The sequence below is a fragment of the Actinomyces oris genome, assembly GCF_001929375.1.
Lineage (GTDB): Bacteria > Actinomycetota > Actinomycetes > Actinomycetales > Actinomycetaceae > Actinomyces > Actinomyces oris_B.
In genome coordinates, this window is the sequence record NZ_MSGO01000032.1 from 1 (window position 1) to 14,824 (window position 14,824).

Below are 14,824 nucleotides of genomic sequence, written 5' to 3' on the forward strand. Positions count from 1 at the left end.
GTTTCTCTGCCGGCTGGGGTAGAGGGGGGTGAGACAGTCCCCCTTGCTAGTTCACTCCCTCCCCCACAGACCAGAACGGGAACGCTGGAGTATGACAGTCTGCGCTCCGAGCGCCATCAGTGGATCGCCTCGGTGCACTGGACCCCCACGGGAGGGAAGCCGACCGTGTACGAGCTGCACCTGGGTGAGAGCGTCCACATCGACGGCCTGGGCACCGTCACCCTCCTCGCCGTCAACCCACCACCCCTTCTCCCAGACCAGAAGTCCGGCGGCTGGACCATCGAGGTCAACATCAACCTCAACCCAGACCTGCACTGGTGTCGAAAGTGGGACCCCTGCTGAACGAACCGCTGGACGACTGAGCTCAGTGATCAGCGTTTACGCGCCCGCAGACCCTGCCAGTACTCCAGCCGCTCACGGATGCGGCGCTCGTGGCCGTTGGCGGTCGGCTCGTAGAGGGGCTGCCGTTCGACGCCGTCGGGCAGGTAGTCCGCGCCGGAGAAGCCGTCGGCCGTGTCCGGGTCGTACTCGTAGCCCTCGCCGTAGCCGAGCTCCCTCATGAGCCGTGTGGGGGCGTTGAGGATGTGGGCCGGAGGCATGAGCGAGCCGGTTTCGCGGGCCAGGCGCGCCGCCCGCCCGTAACCGCGGTAGACGGCGATGGACTTGGGCGCGGTGGCCAGGTAGACGACCGCCTGCGCGATGGCGAGCTCCCCCTCGGGTGAGCCCAGGCGCTCGTAGGCGTCCCAGGCCGCCAGCGTCATCTGAAGGGCGGCCGGGTCGGCCATGCCGACGTCCTCGCTGGCGAATCGCACCAGACGCCGGGCCACATAGAGCGGGTCCTCGCCCCCGCCCAGCATGCGCGCCAGCCAGTACAGGGCGGCGTCCGGGTCGGAGCCGCGCATCGACTTGTGCAGGGCGGAGATGAGGTTGTAGTGCTCCTCGCGGGACTTGTCGTACAGGGGAGCCCGGGAGGCGACGACGGCGCGCAGCCCCTCGACGTCGAGAGGCCCCTCGCCGCTCGTGTCCTGGGCGGCGAGGATCTGCTCGACCATGCCCAGCAGGTAGCGGCCGTCGCCGTCGGCCATGGACAGCAGGGCGGTGCGGGCCTCCCCGGTCAGGGTGAGGGCCCGGCCCGTCAGAGACTCGGCGCGCGCCAGCAGCTCGGTCAGGGCGGCCTCGTCCAGGCGGCGCAGGACCATGACCTGGCAGCGCGACAGGAGGGCGCCGTTCAGCTCGAAGCTCGGGTTCTCGGTGGTCGCACCGACCAGGACGACCGTCCCGTCCTCGACGTAGGGCAGGAAGGAGTCCTGCTGGGCACGGTTGAAGCGGTGGATCTCGTCGACGAACAGGAGCGTGCCCTGCCCGATCTCGCGGCGGCGGGCCGCGGCGGCGAAGACCTTGCGCAGGTCGGCCACCCCGGAGAAGGTCGCCGAGACCTGCTCGAAGACCAGGCCGGTGCGGTCTGCCAGGAGCCGGGCGATCGTCGTCTTGCCGCAGCCCGGCGGGCCCCACAGGATGATCGAGGACAGGCGGCCGGAGGCGACCATGCGGCCCAGTGGGGCGTCAGCGGCGAGCAGCTGGTCCTGGCCGACGACGTCGTCGAGCACCCGCGGCCGCAGCCGGTCGGCCAGTGGGCGGGCCGGGTCGTCGATGAGGCCGGAGCCGTTGGGACCGGCGTCGTCGAACAGCGAGGGCGAGTCGGGTTCGGGCGTACGGCGAGCCATGCCTCCGAGCGTAGGCCCCGGAGGCGACATCAGTTCCGGCCGCTTGCGTCAGGGACAACCGGCCCCTGACCGATCGGGGGCTGGTTCAGCTGGTGGCCCACATCCATGACGACAGGTGCCCCCATACCTCGGTGGCGGACACGGGGATCAGGGGGATGCCCCGGCTGGGGCCGTTGGGATCACCAACGGGAGAATCGTCCTCCTCGATGACGTAGACCATGGCGCTCACCCCCAGGGTCATCAGCTGATCGGTCAGGACGAAGCCCTGATCCCGGTCCCGGTCCTCCCGACTGTGAAGCACGATCGTCCACCGCCCGTCTCGAGCGTCCCGCACGAACTGAGAGGCCCTCGGCCCGCCATAACCGATGGTGTGCATGTTGGCCTCAGCGGCCTGGACATCTGCCAGGCGTACCGCAGCGGCCAGGGTGTCGTAGATGTCGTCGGGGCCGTCATCGATCATGGGGCGGGGGTAGAGATTGTCGTTGGCCAGGGCGATATGCGCCACCTCGACGTCATCACAGCCATAGACGTGGACACCATCAGCGTCGTAGCGCTCAACGGTGCACCGCGGCGAGCTCAGCCAGAAGACGATGTCCCGCACCGGCACCGGGTCCTTGGGGTCCATCCGCCGCAGGCTGTAGCGGGCGTCGGCGGCCATCAGGCCGGCCAGGACCTCCGAGGCCGCCAGCGTCGGCCCGTAAGGGTCGATGACGCCGATGTCCTCCAGCCCCGCCAGGGCCCCCTCGGCATAGTTCGCACGGTCAGCAATGGGGCCAGTTACCATCCTCTGAAGGACGTCCCACTGCTCCGGCTCCAGGATCATCACACCACGCTCAGCGTCGAAGGAGCTCATGCCACAACCTCCAGGGACTGGCTCATCTCATACATGTGACCGAAGTGGGCGCCGAACTCTCGCGTGGCGCAGGTGAAGGTCGCCGTCCACAAACAGGCGCCCTCACTGAGGGTCTGTTGGATCCAGGCCAGCTGCATGAAGGTCAGAGCCGTCTCATCGAGGATGTAGATGCCGCTGCGCAGCCGGCCGCCTTCACGCAGGTGCTCGGCCGGGCACTCATCAATCATCCGCACACCGGCAATGGCGTCCACGATCGCCCGCCCCGAGCCCACCAGCACAGCGCCGGGGTCCTCATCCACACCCAAGGGCGTACGCACCACCACCAGGTTCGGCGCGTAGGCGCGGGTCTGGGGCACAGCCGCCGCGATGTAGCGCACCGTGTCCTGCGTACCCCGCAACAACCCCGCAGGCAGCTCATCCGCGGCCATCGGCTGCCACCCCGGCGCCAGCTGAACACGCACTGTTTCACTCACGCTTCCCGACTCCCTCCCAGCCGTTGCACGGCGCGGTTCGCCCACTCCGGCAGATCACCACCATGCCTAGCACACACACCCGGGCAGTATCTGCACGAGTTCTCCGCACTACTGCGGGTCACCGGTGTTGTCGTCGGGATGCAAGAGGTGGGCCCGCATCGGCAGGGAGTCGCCGGACCTTAGCGGGTCCTCGCCGCCGGCGTCGCCCGCGTACTGACCGTACCGACAACCCGCACCGTTTACTGTCTCTGGGGGTGCGGCATGCCGACCCCGCGACACAACACCGCCGGCCTCACGCTCCCAGCCGGCCCGAGCGGCCTCCTGCGCCCGACGACGACGCCTCTCCAGCTGCCACTCCGGATACATCGGCCCCGGCAACCGAAACGGAAACATACCAAGAAGGTTATTCACACATCTGTCGAAGGTGCTGTGACCTGCGCAGATGCCAGTGTCGGCTAGCCCTGTGAATAAGCCTCCAAGAATCAGAATTACTACACAGATGAACGATATTGAGACAAGAATATCGTCACAAACCCCAGCCGCAGGCCCATAGGGAAACAACAGCAGGCATGTTCCAGCCGAGATAAACAACAAGCCGGCGGCCGGCGATATTACCGACTCAGTATTTCTACCAAGATTAAACCAACTTTTCGAAATTCCCCGCAGAAGATCTCCATACCAATGGTCGGAAAACATCACGAACCCCCAGTTCACCAACGTGAGGCCGCCCAAAGCAAGAGACCCAATGGCTCCATACATATGAGAAGAACTCACCAGACAGTCACCTCACTCCACCAGAACCAAGCATTCCACACCTCATGCTGACCACAGCATACTCATCACCCCACTACCTATCGGAGTGTTTGAATCAGACGTTCTCTCCGCCGCGCAGACCGCCACCGCTATCCTCGTCACGCGGAGAGCGGGCCCGCATCGGCAGGGAGTCAGTAGACCTCAACGGGTCTTCGCCGCCGGCATCGCCCGCGTACTGACCGTACTGACCACCTGCGTCGGTTACCGTCTCTGGGGGTGCGGCGTGCCGACCTCGCGGAACTACACCGCCGGCCTCATGCTCCCAGCCGCCCCGAGCAGCCTCCTCCGCCCGACGACGACGCCTCTCCAGCTGCCACTCCGGATACATCGGCCCCGGCCACCGAAACGGAATCAAACCCAGAGCAGCGACACCTAAACAGAGCACACATACAGCTGCCAGAAACTTGAGAGCCCCACGATTCTCAGGGAAAAGCTCATCCAGTATCGCAAGACAACCCCCGACCAGCATCATCATTCCAGCAGCTGGAGTTATCAGCGATTCAGTGTTGCGCCCAAGGTTAAACCAGGCTTTTGAAAGCTCCCGTTGAAATTCGGCATACCAACAGTCAGAGAACATGACAAACCACCAGTTCACCAACGAGACTACGCCGATAACGAGGGCAATCACCCCCATCCACACTCCAGTCATAACAAACACAACCACACAATCGAAAACTCACCCTTCGTGAACTACTACTTCCAAAAAAAGTCATTAACTAAACCACCAATATACTTTCCAGCAGCAGATCCCACTATACCTCCCGCAATACCTCCGACAACCCCTCCGACCGCAACTCCAACGGGTCCACCGGCCACACCAATCGATGCACCAATAGCAGCGCCGGCCTTTGCCCCCGCGTATCCTCCCACTGCCGAAGCAGCTCCAGTCATTGTTGCACGTGCAACCTTCTTCCCCTCACTCAGTGACGGGTTGTGGGAGTCCTTATCCCACTGCTCGTAGGCGCTGACAGCGAAATCGACCGCCACGAAGCCCCTGTCGACCTTTTCCAGGTAGGGCGCCGCCTTCCTCGCAGCGGCGACAGTCTTGCCTCCCCAGGTCCCGCTCTTGCCCTTGGGGACCTCCCAGTTGCTGAGATGGCGATCATTTCTCACCCAGCGGGGCTTCATGCCCTTGGGCGTACCTCGCCTGGGGTCGTGGGACGTCACCCACTTGTGGGGCTTATCCCTCATGGGGTGCTTGACCACGGCATTGGTGGCCTTGAGTCCGGCCCCCTCGGCCAGCGTCGCCGCACGCTGCACCATGCTGTTCGCCCAGATCGCCGTCTTTCCTACGGCAACACCTCCGCCCGCAGATGTGTCCGGGAGGAGCGCACCCTTGAGCTCCTTCCACACCGGGTTGTCAATGACCGCGGAGCACGCACTAGCAAAAGCGTCGCGTGTCTCGGTCTCCTTGATGCGGATATCACTGGTCTCGGTGGACAGTGAATCGTACAGGGCCTTCTTGGTGTTGTAGTTGTCAACCAGCGTCTGATGAGTCTGCCGGTCCTTGTCCCTCTCGACGGGGTTATTCTCCGGAAGCGGCGGCGGCGCTTGAGGCTCCATCACCTTCTCCCCCTCAACAGTCAACCCACCGGCAGTCGCCTTCTCCCGAACCCCAGCCAGGTCGGATTTAACCGTTGTCAGCCCCGAGGCAAAGTTCTCCAAGGCGGTCTTGTAGCTCGCCAGGCTCGAGGACAAGGTCCGGCACTGCTGCAGCTTCAACCCCACAGCTTTCTTGACCTGCTTAGCGGTTTCCCCTTCAAGCTCACCGGACTGCATGGTGCGATTGGCTCTCGACACATCGATCTCGGCCTCATCCACAGCAGTCTTCACCTTGCCCACGTTCAACGCAGAGGCAGTGATATCCGCTGGCGTCGCGTCCAGATGCGTATCAATCGGCATTGCTTCACGTCACTTTCTTTGGGAACTGGTGAGGGAGGTTTACGAGGACTTCGGGGTGCTGCTGGCGCTGTCCTTGTCGGTCTGCCGTATCGACGCATCTGCCGCTGACATGTTCTTCGACAACTCAGGCAGAGTCCGCTGCAGATCGGACAAAGTCGACTGAAGCTCCGACACCACCGGTGTTGCCGCCGACTTCGACCAGCCGCACCCGGATGGTGCCCCCACACTCTTACCGCTGACCTCCGAGTTCGCGGAGTTCAGGTCGGACACCACCGACGACGCCGAGTCGGCATCCCACTTCAACGCACCCGCCATCGAGCAACCTCCTGCAGTACTGGCACGGCACACCCACGCATCGAAGGCGCTGACGCACCAAACATACGAAACGGCGTGATACTACCGGCCGGTCGTGACCTCATCGAGACCAATGTGTCGGCAGTCATACCTGAGTTGCACAGCTTGGGTTGGTTTGTGTTTCAGAGCGGGGTTTTTCGTTGGAATGGTGGGGTGGGGCGGTTGTTGTGGAGCACTAACGCGGCGGTAGAATCTGGTGGGTGAATCCGTACTTGCGTAAGGTCAAAACCGCCTCGGGAGCCACGGCCGTCCAGGTCGTGGCCAAGGACAACGGTGTACGCCACATCGTTGAGCACCTGGGTTCAGCTCATGACGAGGCTGAACCGGCCGCGCTGATGCACCTGGGACACCAGAGGCTTCTGGCGGGCCAGCAGGTCCTGGACCTGGGGCCCGCACTCGACGGTGGCGGCCAGGCGCCCAGTCATGAGCCGGGTGACGGTGGTGCGGTGCGAAGGCCGGCGATCATCTCCCGCAGGTCGGGCTGATTGATCGAGGCCATCAAGACGGTCTACACCCGCCTGGGGCTGAGCGAGGCGGTCAAGCCCCCGCCGATGGGCAGCTGATCGACACCGTCACCCCTAGAAGGGGTTCCAGGAGCGAGCGCGACGTCAGCAGGCGTCATGAGCCGCTGTGGGAGCCGGTCACCCATCCGGGCTCGTGGCCAGCGGTGTGGGCCTACTCCAAGAAGCGAGCGGCCCACGACAACCAGACCCTCACAGCTCAGGCCAACCGGGCCCGGGCCGTCATCGCCGGCGAGAAGCATCCTAAGGACACTCGTTTTGCCCGCCGTCCACGCCGGTGACGCCACCCTGGATGAGGCCTCCCTGGCCGTATCCCGCCACTTCCAGGACGTCACCATCACCCTCGACGGCCACCACCTCACAGCCGCCGATCCCCTGACCCCCGAAGCCGAAGACATCCTCACCGCCCTCAACATCCCAACAGGGCACTAAAAACTGTGCAACTCAGGCCCGCCGCAGTCGTTCCCGTCCTGCCGACAGCCTCGATTCCACCCGATGGTCCGCTTCGAGGCGTTACCGCTGAGGGGCCTTTCTGCCCGTGACCACCGCACTTGCACTCGAGTGGGAGTCACCAGAAACGATGACTCCGCCCGGACACAGCGCCACCGGGTCGGTGGTCACCCAGAACCGGGGCAACGAGACGCTGACCCACGCGGGCTCGCGACCACCGGAGTCGGTGGCGCCGCGATCCTGCTCGGCGTCCTGGCGGGCCGCCTCGTTCTGCGGCACCACGAGCTGGTCGGAGAAGCTGTGGTGGTTCTCGTCATCCACGCGCGCCGAGAAGACAGGGGTGTCCACTGCGCCCGAGTACGGAGAGCTTGAACTGCGGTCACCATCCTGTTCAATGGTGCGATAAGTCCCTGCAGGATCGACAGCTGTTACCTTTCCCGAGCGGGTGTCGAAGACATTGAGCACCAGCGGGTGGCCGAATTCTTTGGCCTTCCCCTCGACCTCGTCCTGGACGGTCCAGGCGGACACGGCCTGGGCACTGGCCTGGATCGCGACCAGAGCCCAGTTGTCGGGCTTGTCCTCCCCCTTGAGAGACACGGTCCCTCCACTGTCGATGTTCTCCACCGTCCCGTCCTTAGCGGCGTTGACAATCCAGCCACCGGCATTGACGGGTTGCCCGGCGATCACCTGAGCCCTGATTGTCCGGGAGGAGAGATAAGAGCCACTGCTGTCCCCAGCATTAGGTAGAGCCTCGAGGTCTATGACAGGGCGCTGAAACTGCGAGTCCTCCCGCTTGTCCCGGACGACCACGGAGGAGTGCCCACCGGGTCCCGGAATCGCCGCCTTCTCCTCGTCGAGCGGCGTGAGCTCGCGTCCGTCGGCGGTGTCGTAGACCTTGCGGTTGATGACGGTCTTCGAATCGGTCAGCTGCACCGCGGGAGTCGCCCCGGTCACCTGGGTATCAAGAGCGACCCGGCCCGTATCCGTGCTCAGGACCACCACGCGGGTGATGTTCTCGCCGGACTTACTGGAGATGGCGGAGGGCGAGACGTCGAAGGCGTAGGCGAGCCAGGCACCATTAGGTGAGGTGAAGGCGGGCCGCCCACCATAGACACTCGCCCCCTTGAGAAGGTCGGTATTTCCGCGATACAAGCGGCCATTCGACTCGGCCGTGGCAAAGCTCCACGTCACCTTTCCGGTTGAGGAGTCCAGCCCGTAGACGCCGTTCCTGGTGACGACGACGGCGCCGCGCACCCCGGCGAGAACCTCATGAACAGTGCTGTCATCAAAGGCAGCGGTCCACATAGGATCGGCGTCGATCTTCCCCTTGCTGGCGGTCGCGGACGCCATTTCCTCGACTGTCGGAAAACCGTCACGGTCGGCGGCCGCACTGGTCGTGACACGAACAAAATGATCGTAGGAGCTGCTGATGAGGCCGGGGACCGTCACCGCAATCACGGTGACCACGGCGATACAGATGAGGCTCGCCCCCATGTCCCGCACGCTCTGTCCAACAGGCTTCCGGGCCGCAGCAGTCGCTTGCTGAACGTACTGCGGTTGCTGCGAGGATGCCGACGACGAGCCGATAATCCTCCCGTACGCAAGGGCAGCACTATCCGACGTCGAGGCGCCGCCCCACGAAGTCGCCGCTCCCTGCGCCGCCTGAGGCGGCACAGCCGTCCGGTAGACGCGCAGGACCTGATGGCTCAAGAGGGCGAGAACCAGGCAGACCCACCCAACTGCTAGCCGGCCAATGTACTCGGGGACGATCGCACCCGACCGTCCGATCATGTCGAGGGTCCTCCCACCGCTAAGGAGGAGCAGAAAAGAGGCGGCGCCCAATCCACCGATGGTGTACCCGATGATGAGACCGGCCGGCCACCGGGAGGAAGGCTGTGCCCGGCTCATGGTCCAGAGAGAATACAGAACTAATAGAAGTATCTGCACGGCGCCCCACCCGGTACTGATCAACGGCACCGGCAGCGGTGAACGCAGCGCCTCCGCGATCCCCCAACCCAGCAGGATGAGAGCCGCGCCCCCTGCCGCCAGACGCACTCCGGCCAGAAGGCTGAAGACCACCCGCCGGCGACGCGAGCTCCCCTGAGCACCTGCGACCGGGGACGGCCGCCTCCATCCGGCACCAGCAACACCGTTGACCGTCGGGTAGCCACGTTGATCCACCGAGACTTCGGACGGGCCGCTTCCGAAGCCGCCGAGCGTCGGCGTCGCATCATTACTCATGGGATGAGTGTCAGACCCGCACGAGGATTCAACAATGGGGAGTGCGGCCACCTTGACCTGCCGGGACGTCCCACACGCGGACCGCCTGCGGACCACGCTCCGCAGGCCGGGCAGGACAATTCCCGCCAACGGGCTGACAGGGCCCCGCCCCCCAGGAGAGACTACGAGGTGCGCGGCCCCACGTCCGCCCCCCACGGAGCCGCACGCGACACGACCGGCAGGACCGGCGGCGCCCCACCACGGCGCCTCCGTTCGGAAGGACACCACCATGACCTTCACCTACACGCTCACCTGCACACTCGACACCGCCGCGGCCCTCCCACCCGTGGCCGGCAGTGAGGAGCAGCGCGCCTACTGGGTCACCCCCACCATCCTGGCGTGGCCGCTGTCGCTGCTGCCCCGGGGGATGGACCGCGGAGTCGTCGTCACCAACGCCGGCGACCCCCTCCCCGGCTCCGGCCTCGCCCTGCGTCTCATCACGGCCCCCGACGGCGGTGCCGCAGCCATTCACGGCCAGATCCTGGGCGCAGAGGGCATGCCCGCCCCAACCGTCACACCCCTGCGCATCGTCGGTAACCTGCCCGGCGAGGTCCTCGCCACGCACCCCCACCTGGAGGGCTACATCGCCCTGAGCGCGACCGACGCCGCCGGCACACCCCTGCTCGACGACGCTGCCGTCGCCTCCGCCCTGACCGGCCAGGTCGCCATCGCCCAGTACGTCGGAGTGCCGGACCCCACCGAGGCCGCCGACGTCAGCGGCGCCCGCCTCGACGCCTTCACCGGGGTGCAGACCGCCATCATCCTGGACCACCTCTACGCCGAGGCCGCCACCCGCGCCGAGCTCGGCGTCACCTTCACCGGCGGGCTCCCCTCCTTCGCCCTGTGGGCACCCACCGCCCAGGCGGTCACCCTCCTGACCTGGGAGACCGGCGACCCGCTGGGCTCAGTGCCCGAGGTCCCTGGCCCGCCGCGACGCACCCCAGCCATCCGTTCGGACGACGGCCGCTGGGTCGTCGCCAACCGCCCCGACCAGCCGGCCAACGTCGCCGCAAGCACCCCCGGCCCGAGCCGGCCCGGCGCTCCCATCACTGCCGGCTGCCAGTACCTGTGGGAGGTGCGGGTCTACGTGCCCTCCACTCGGCGCGTGGAGACCAACGTCGTCACCGACCCCTACTCGACGGCGCTGACGACGGACTCGACCCGCTCGGTCGCCGTCGACCTGGCCGACCCGCGCCTGGCGCCCGAGCAGTGGGCCACCACCCGGGCGCCAGCGGTCCGCAACGACTCGGCCCGCAGCATCTACGAGCTCCACCTGCGGGACTTCTCCGCCGCCGACGGCACCGTCCCGCCCGAGCTGCGCGGCACCTACCGGGCCTTCACGGTGGCGGGCTCCGCGGGCGTGCGCCACCTGGCCGAGCTGGCCCGAGCCGGCATGAACACGATCCACCTGCTGCCCACCTTCGACATCGCCACCATCCCCGAGCACCGCGGCTCCCAGCGCGCCCCGAACATCCCCGCCGGCGCGCACCCGGCCTCGGCCGACCAGCAGGCGGCCATCGCGGAGGTGGCCGACGACGACGCCTACAACTGGGGCTACGACCCGCTCCACTGGGGCGCCCCCGAGGGCTCCTACGCGACCGAGGGCCACCAGGACGGCGGGGCGCGCGTCGTCGAGTTCCGCGAGATGGTGGGGGCCCTGCACGACCTGGGCCTCCAGGTGGTCCTCGACCAGGTCTACAACCACACGGCCGCCTGCGGGCAGGACCCGCGCAGCGTCCTGGACCGGGTGGTGCCGGGCTACTACCACCGCCTCGACGCCGTCGGGCGGGTGACGAACTCGACCTGCTGCGCCAACACGGCCACCGAGAACTCCCTGTGCGAGCGCCTCATGGTCGACTCGGTGGTGCGCTGGGCGCGCTGGTACCGGGTCGACGGCTTCCGCTTCGACCTCATGGGCCACCACCCACGCGCCGTCATGGAGCGCGTGCGGGCGGCCCTGGACGAGCTGACGCTGGAGGCCGACGGCGTCGACGGCCGCTCCATCTACCTGTACGGGGAGGGCTGGAACTTCGGGGAGGTCGCGGGCAACGCCCTGTTCGTGCAGGCCACCCAGGGTCAGCTCGACGGCACCGGGATCGGCACCTTCAACGACCGCCTGCGCGACGCCGTCCACGGCGGGAGCGCCTTCGACCCCGACCACCGCGTCTTCCAGGGCTTCGGCACCGGCCTGCTCACTCAGCCCAGCGGCCTGGACCACCGCGGCTGGAATGAGCAGTCGGCCGACCTGGCGCACCGCACAGACCTGGTGCGCTTAGGCCTGGTGGGCAACCTCAAGGACTATGTCATGACGATCTCGGACGGGTCGGTGCGCCGCGGGATCGACCTCATCCACAACGGGGCGCCGGCGGCCTTCGCCTCCCACCCCCAGGAGAACGTCAACTACGTTGACGCCCACGACAACGAGACGCTCTACGACCTGCTGGCTTACAAGCTGCCCCAGGGCATGCCGGTGGCCGAGCGGGTGCGGATGAACACGGTGTGCCTGGCCACGGTGGCGCTGGCGCAGTCGCCGGCCTTCTGGAGCGCGGGCACCGAGCTGCTGCGCAGCAAGTCCCTGGACCGGGACTCCTATAACTCCGGGGACTGGTTCAACGCCATCGACTTCACGGGGCAGTCCAATGGTTTCGGGCGGGGCCTGCCGCCGGCCAGCCGCAACGAGGGCTCCTGGGGCATCCAGGGGCCGCTGCTGCAGGACGACTGGCTGCGGCCCTCGCCCGAGGAGATCGCGGCGGCCCGCTCCCAGGCTCTGGATCTGCTGCGACTGCGCGCCTCAACGCCGCTGTTCAGCCTGGGCTCGGCCCGTCTCATCCAGGACAAGCTGAGCTTCCCGGGGTCGGGCTTCGGGGCACCGGCGGGGGTGATCGTCATGCTCATCGACGACACCCGGGGCGGGTGCGACGTGGACCCCGAGCTCGACGCCGTCCTGGTGGTTTTCAACGCCTCGGGTCAGACTCTCACTCAGCCGCTGCCCGAGCTGGTGGGCCGGGACTTCCGCCTCTCCCCCATTCAGGCCGAGGGTGCCGATGAGGTGGTGCGCTGTACCGGCTTCGACCGCGCCAGCGGGACGATCTCAGTGCCGGCGCGCACCGTGGCCGTCCTGGTGCAGCCCCAGAGCCGCTGAGACAGCAACTGCGCCCGAGCGTGGCTCACCATCGGGGAAAATGTCACTTTTGGCGACTATTCCCCGGCCCTCACCGCTCTGCTGCGACCAGCAAACCGTCCTGACCTGGGCATATGCTCACGAGCCGCGGAGGACCGAGGAGCAGATCAGCTCTAAAAGTCGCCCACAGTGACACGAGACGACCGGTTCCAACTGGGGGCCGCGTGGTTCAGTCCCCACCCAGGAGGTCGGCGGAGTCGATGACGCCGCCGCGCAGGGCCAGCAGCACGAGGTGGACCCGGTCGCGGCGGCCGGTTGTGGACAGCAGGCGGCTCACGTGGGTCTTGACCGTGGGCATGGACAGCCACTTCCGGTCGCAGATCTCCTGGTCGCTCAGCCCCAAAGCGATGAGCGCCAGAATCTCGCGCTCACGCCGGGTGAGGCCCGCAACCTGCCGGGAGGCCTCGGCGCCCCGGACCGCCTCGAGTGGTTCCTCGGCGCGGTGCCGCCCGGTGCCTGCTCCGGCGCGCGCACCGCTGACCGACTCGGCGTGCGTGGCGGCGAGCAGCCGGCGCGTGGACCCCGGGGAGATGACGGAGCTCCCGTCGTGAACGGCACGGATCGCAGCGATAAGCTCCTGGGGCGGAGTGCTTTTGAGCAGGAGGCCGGAGGCACCGGCCTCGATGGCGTCCATGACGGAGTCGTCGGTGTCGGAGGTGGTCAGGATGACGACTCTCCCAGCCGCGCCGCGGGCCATGAGCTCGCCGGTGGCGGCCGGGCCGCTCAGGCCCGGCATCCGCACGTCGAGGAGGAGGACGTCGGCCGGGTCGGCGGCGTTGCGCGCGAGCGCGTGCTTGCCGTCGGCGGCCCGCCAGATGATCTCCATATCCGGCTGCGCCCCCAGCAGTGTGGCCAGTCCCATGGTGAACAGCGGCTCGTCGTCAGCCAGACCCAGGCGGATCACAGGCGCCTCCCCTTCTTGACGGCAACTCACCGGAAGTATCCGCCCTTCAGGTTCGACTGGAGCGGTTTTGTCCTGGCGAAGTGTCGACGGCGCCCTGCGAGGTTCGCCATATCAGAGTGATTGGTTCTCGCTCTGGGCAGGCAGGGAGCAACTCCACCCGCCGCCTCGGCGGAGTCCGCTGACCGGCCGACCCGACCGACTCCGCGGCGCCCACCTCTCACCCGACCTTGGCGAAGTGGTTGAGCAGGGAGTCGATGTCCTGCTGGATGCGGCCCCAGCGCACGATGTGGGCACCTGTGTGCTCGTAGCCGATGCCGGCGCCGTCGAGCGCTTTCTCGAAGCTCTGCTGGCTGGGCAGGACGATGCTCGCGTAGCGGTCGCTCTCGGTGCCGGACACCAGGAAGATGCGCTTGCCGCGGTAGCTCTCCACGTGCTCGACCGGGTTGTCGGCGCTCACCCGCGCCTGGTCCCACGGAATCCCGTAGATGGTGCGCCCTTGAGGTCGGTGGCTCCGGCGGTGAAGTTCGCCCAGTGGACGACCGCGCCGTCCTGGATACGCAGGTCGGCCGGCCCCGAGTGGTTGGACACCGACCCGAAGAGCTCGGGGTACTTCGCGGCGTACTTCAGGGCCCCGAAGCCGCCCATCGAGAAGCCGGAGATCGCGCGGCCGGAGGGCTGTCCGGTGGTGGCGAAGGTGGCATCGACCCGGGGGATGAGCTCCTTGATGTGGAAGGTCTCCCAGTTGCGCGTCCCCACGTTGGAGGACTCGGGGTCGCAGTACCAGCCGGCCGCTCCGCCGTCGGGCATGACGACGATGAGGCTGCGCCCTGCGGTGTGGTTGCGGATGTCGTACTTCGTGTCGAAGGTCGAGTAGTTCTCGCCGCCGTCGTGCAGCAGGAAGAGCACCGGGTAGCGGCGCGAGGTGTCGTAGCCGTCGGGCAGCAGCACGTTGACGCGCGGCAGCCGGCCGACCGACGGCGTAGTCAGCTTGTAGTACTGGATGCGGCCGTGGTCCTCGTGCTCGGCCACCGTGAGGGCGGCCTGGGCCGGGGCCGATCCGGCGACGACGGCGCCGCCCCTGAGCTCGGTCGGCCGACGGACACCGGCCGCCCCTTGAGACAGGGCCTCACGGCGGCGTCTCCATCGGCGCTCACCCGTGAGACCTGATTCACACCATACTATAACCGGAAGGTCAATAACACCCCTTATCGCGGCCGCCCCTGGAACCTCAGGCGTCGAGCAGGGCGCGCAGGTTGCGCACGAACCGCCCGAAGGCCGCTCGGTCACACGTGCCGGTGGGACTGGAGTTCCGAGAGGCGAAGCGGAAGGCAATACGGCCTCAGCTCTCCAACACGATGGCGTCAACAGA

At 66.9% G+C, this 14,824-nt stretch carries 11 protein-coding genes and 1 pseudogene; 4 read left to right on the forward strand and 8 right to left on the reverse strand.

The window, feature by feature from the left end; translation table 11 throughout:
* Nucleotides 1–165 precede the first annotated feature (165 nt).
* Complete coding sequence (locus BKH32_RS13920; protein WP_178384577.1) at nt 166–342, forward strand: hypothetical protein; 177 nt, start codon at nt 166–168, stop codon at nt 340–342.
* Between the two features lie 29 nt (nt 343–371).
* On the opposite strand, the gene BKH32_RS07185 is transcribed toward BKH32_RS13920, so the two are convergent.
* The 4 genes from BKH32_RS07185 to BKH32_RS07200 form a co-directional block, all read right to left on the reverse strand.
* Nucleotides 372–1,724 (reverse strand): replication-associated recombination protein A, encoded by a 1,353-nt coding sequence (locus BKH32_RS07185; RefSeq protein ID WP_075249307.1) that lies wholly within the window; start codon nt 1,722–1,724, stop codon nt 372–374.
* An 85-nt stretch (nt 1,725–1,809) separates the two neighbouring features.
* Nucleotides 1,810–2,577 carry a hypothetical protein gene (locus BKH32_RS07190; RefSeq protein WP_075249308.1) on the reverse strand — a complete coding sequence of 256 codons (768 nt, stop codon included), beginning with the start codon at nt 2,575–2,577 and terminating at the stop codon, nt 1,810–1,812.
* A complete protein-coding gene (locus BKH32_RS07195) occupies nt 2,574–3,050 on the reverse strand; it encodes a hypothetical protein (protein WP_075249309.1) in 477 nt (158 codons plus the stop codon). The genes BKH32_RS07190 and BKH32_RS07195 overlap by 4 nt, the downstream gene beginning before the upstream one ends.
* Nucleotides 3,051–4,556: 1,506 nt before the next feature.
* The gene (locus tag BKH32_RS07200; RefSeq protein ID WP_075249310.1) at nt 4,557–5,765 is read right to left on the reverse strand and encodes a hypothetical protein; all 1,209 of its coding nucleotides are present in this window, start codon (nt 5,763–5,765) and stop codon (nt 4,557–4,559) included.
* Between the two features lie 554 nt (nt 5,766–6,319).
* On the opposite strand from BKH32_RS07200, the gene BKH32_RS14425 reads away from it, so the two are divergent.
* Entirely contained in the window at nt 6,320–6,604 is a 285-nt protein-coding gene (locus tag BKH32_RS14425) for a hypothetical protein (protein ID WP_075249312.1), read from the forward strand.
* 50 nt (nt 6,605–6,654) lie between these two features.
* Nucleotides 6,655–7,072: pseudogene (locus BKH32_RS14720) on the forward strand (hypothetical protein); the annotation flags it as partial.
* Nucleotides 7,073–7,153: 81 nt separating this feature from the next.
* On the opposite strand, the gene BKH32_RS07220 reads toward BKH32_RS14720, so the two are convergent.
* Nucleotides 7,154–8,584, reverse strand: a complete 1,431-nt coding sequence (locus tag BKH32_RS07220) for a hypothetical protein (RefSeq protein ID WP_143222760.1) — start codon at nt 8,582–8,584, stop codon at nt 7,154–7,156.
* Between the two features lie 1,015 nt (nt 8,585–9,599).
* Between BKH32_RS07220 and pulA the strand changes: the two genes are divergently transcribed.
* Nucleotides 9,600–12,512: a pullulanase-type alpha-1,6-glucosidase gene (gene pulA / locus BKH32_RS07225; RefSeq protein ID WP_075249313.1), complete on the forward strand. Its 2,913-nt coding sequence runs from the start codon at nt 9,600–9,602 to the stop codon at nt 12,510–12,512.
* A 208-nt stretch (nt 12,513–12,720) separates the two neighbouring features.
* On the opposite strand, the gene BKH32_RS07230 is transcribed toward pulA, so the two are convergent.
* From BKH32_RS07230 to BKH32_RS14730, 3 genes are all read right to left on the reverse strand, one after another.
* Nucleotides 12,721–13,455: a response regulator gene (locus BKH32_RS07230; RefSeq protein ID WP_075249314.1), complete on the reverse strand. Its 735-nt coding sequence runs from the start codon at nt 13,453–13,455 to the stop codon at nt 12,721–12,723.
* Between the two features lie 217 nt (nt 13,456–13,672).
* Complete coding sequence (locus BKH32_RS14725; protein WP_430383791.1) at nt 13,673–13,912, reverse strand: hypothetical protein; 240 nt, start codon at nt 13,910–13,912, stop codon at nt 13,673–13,675.
* On the reverse strand, nt 13,909–14,484 hold the full coding sequence (locus tag BKH32_RS14730; protein WP_430383792.1) for an alpha/beta hydrolase: 576 nt from the start codon (nt 14,482–14,484) through the stop codon (nt 13,909–13,911). Before BKH32_RS14730 ends, BKH32_RS14725 begins: the two co-directional genes overlap by 4 nt.
* Nucleotides 14,485–14,824: the final 340 nt, after the last annotated feature.